Annotated in this window: 1 protein-coding gene; it reads right to left on the bottom strand. The window is 57.6% G+C overall.

The window, feature by feature from the left end:
- Nucleotides 1-192: 192 nt before the first annotated feature.
- Nucleotides 193-513: a DUF4160 domain-containing protein gene (locus ACFOM9_RS07915; RefSeq protein WP_386708656.1), complete on the bottom strand. Its 321-nt coding sequence runs from the start codon at nucleotides 511-513 to the stop codon at nucleotides 193-195.
- Nucleotides 514-3,175 lie beyond the last annotated feature (2,662 nt).

Genomic DNA, 3,175 nt, shown 5'->3' with positions numbered 1-3,175 from the left:
CAAGTGTGTCTGTGAGCCAGCGGCTTGCGCCATGGACTGTCGAGGCTCGGCGGACTGCGATCGTGCCTGGAGTGACAGACTTGCGCCGTGAGCTGTCAGGCGCACGAAAACCGCACAGCCTTTGATGTGTCCCGAGCGGCCTAACACTTGAGTTAAGCCGCGCCGCGAAGCGGCGTCGGCTTGAATGAATGGTTAGGCGCCACCGCACGGTCCCACTTGGCAATCGGTGGGTCTCGTCGCATTCCACACCTCAATGAGCTTGTGCTTCGAATGTTGGTGCCAGTACCTGACTTTGTCTAGCACATCGGGAGACGGCTGCCCCCTGAGAAGCCTGCAGTCTTCGATCGCGAAGCTAGCATTCAAGTCTGGCGCACGCACATGAAAGTGAGGCGGTGGATGCTCGTCAGGATAGATCTCTAGCCTAAGCCCGTTCAGCCGCTCTACCAACTGCTTCCCTTGAAGAAGAATTGGTTCGCCGTTGCGGAAGAAAATGTAGCAGGGACCATGCAACATGGCCTCAAGCCACAATGCCCACTCGTCAAATCCGTCGAGTGTCGTCGGGTCGGCAAGCTCGAATCGCCCGGCTTCCTTTAGCTGATCCTTCGAGATAGCCATTAGTGGCGCCTAACACCTGAGTTAAGCCGCGCCGCGAAGCGGCGTCGGCTTGGACGAATTGTTAGAGCGCACGCCGGACCTCTTCGAGTTCTTGCTCGGTGTGCGGCGTATCCCATTTGGACAGCCAGCAGAAGGATAGGCCAGCCCGCTCCGCGATCTTCTTGAAGGTCTCCAACTCCCGTTGGGTTGGCACGTAATGCTCTGGGATGAAGTGCATGAGCCCAACCGGCCTTCGGAGCGAGAAGCCGGATACGAGCTCCCTGACCAGCGACCGAAGGGTTTCCCGGATCCGGGTAAAGTCCTTCAGTTCAGCCCGCCGATTGTCCAGAGCGTGGCAGTCCCGGCGAATAGTGTGACCCTCACCCACGACACTTCCGGTGAAATGCTCCGGGTAGACCTGGATGTAGATAAGTGGACGACGGAAAATCTGCACAGTGCGCTCTAACACCTTGAGTTAAGCCGAGCCGCGAAGCGGCTTCGGCTTGAACGAACTGTTAGGCCGCCGGCCGAAGGACTGACGCCCCACCGAAGCGAACTTTACGCCAGAACTGGCCGGAAGACGCGCTTGCACCGGATGCGATCGGGAGGAGGCAATTGCGACTCCATCCGTGAACCAGCGGCTTGCGCGAAGAGCCGTCGCGAGTGAGTTGACTGTGCTAGCGACTCGAACGACAGGCCTGCGCCGTGAACCGTCAGACGCACGAAACCGCACAGCCATTGCACTTTCCCGAGCGGCCTAACACTTGAGTTAACCCGACCCGCTGCCACGACAATCGTGAGCCTGCATTGGAGCAGCTTGCAGCACGTTTGAACGAAGCAACGAAGCGGGTTCGGGTTGAACGAACTGTTAGACCTCACCAACGGTGAACTGTCAGACCTTGGCCTTACCGAAAGTGTATCAACGGACGATCCGGAAGCCACAGAGCGATCAGATCACCGCGAACCCGGCCTTACCCGGAACCTTTGGAGCGCGAAACAAGCCGAAGCCAGGCGGCATCACGAGCAATAAGCGTTCCGAAGTACAACTCAAGCGCCGGATCTTCTTTTGGTGAGGGCTAACACCTTGAAATAAGCCGACCCGCGAAGCGGGTTCGGCTTGATTGAACGGTTAGGCCGCCGGCCGAAGAGATGACGCCCCACCGAGGCGAACTTTACGACAGATTTGGCCGAAGGACGCGCTTGCGCCGGACGCGATCTGGAGGCAGCAATGGCAAGCCCGTCCGTGAGCCAGCGGCTTGCGCCAGGGACTATCGAGGACAGACCGACTGCGATCCTGTCTGGAGTGACAGGCTTGCGCCGTGCACTGTCAGGGGCACCAAAACCGCACAGCCTTTGATGTGTCCCGAGCGGCCTAACGCTAGAATTAAGCCGCGCCGCGAAGCGGCGTCGGCTTGAATGAATTGTTAGGCCGCACGTCAATTGGCACGGCAATAGGTGTTTACCACGGTTCGGTCATCCGGGTTGCGTGACGACGAATCCTGCATCTCGACGGCTATCGGCCCATCTGGCTCTTGGGGCCATTTGTCCCGAGCCTGAGGCCCGTACACAAGCATGATTCCCGCAGGTGGATCTCCGAGCAAGAAGGAATCTCTAGGTTGACCCATTACGGCAACCACTTGGGCAAGAGTCATGCCTGGCTGAACCTCGAGACAGTTTTCGCGAGTCTGATCGCACCCCGAAAGAAGAAGCAAGAAGCTCAGCGCTGGAAGGAGTTCTTTCACGGAGTTCGAGTGCGGCCTAACACCCTAAGTTAAGCCGCGCTGCGCAGTGGAGCAGAGCACATGGCAAGCTGCACCTGCCATGTGCTTTGCGTAACGAAGCGGCGTCGGCTTGAACGCATTGTTAGGCCTCACTCTTTCGAGGCGCGGACACCTTTTGTGAGGATTGTCTTCGGCCTCTCGGCCTCGCCGCTAGCCACATCTACCTTGACGCAGCGCAAAATTGTTGGGTCCTCAGCGTGCTGGAACCAAAGCTCTCTGATAGATTCATTCGTTTGGAGTACCTGCACAAGCGTGCCGTAACCAGAAGGCTTACGAACCTCCGGAAGGATCATGTTGAACCACTTGCGATTTGTAGCCACGAGTCTCTCCTTTATGAGGCCTAACACCTAAGTTAAGCCGACGTGCGTAGCGGAGGCAACAACATGGCAAGCTCTACCTGCCATGTTGTTGGTGTAGCGAAGCGCGTTCGGCTTGAACGCATTGTTAGGCCTCATTTGCCACCCCAGCGCCACCGAGGTGGCTCGCCCTTTAACCAACAGATCGCCACAAGAACGATAGAAAGGGCGAGAACGAAAAGGGTGAACCCATTGGGATCAGAATCAGGTGGAATCCGAAGGAAGATAGTGACTAGCCCGCATAGGTACGCAAGCAAAACCAACCAGCCCTGCCACACCCGTGGGAAGCCCCATCCCCAACCGAATGTCTTGGCAGGAAACCAGTAGTTCTTCTGCTTTTCCATGACTTGTCCTGGAACTCCCTATGAGGCCTAACACCTTGAAATAAGCCGACCCGCGAAGCGGGTTCGGCTTGATTGAACTGTTAGGCCGCCGGCCGAAGAG

Origin of the sequence: Luteimonas notoginsengisoli (genome assembly GCF_042648885.1) — a bacterium.
Taxonomy (GTDB): Bacteria; Pseudomonadota; Gammaproteobacteria; order Xanthomonadales; family Xanthomonadaceae; genus Luteimonas; species Luteimonas notoginsengisoli.
Note: the sequence above shows the minus strand (reverse complement) of the source record. Positions and strands in the feature narration are given on the sequence as shown.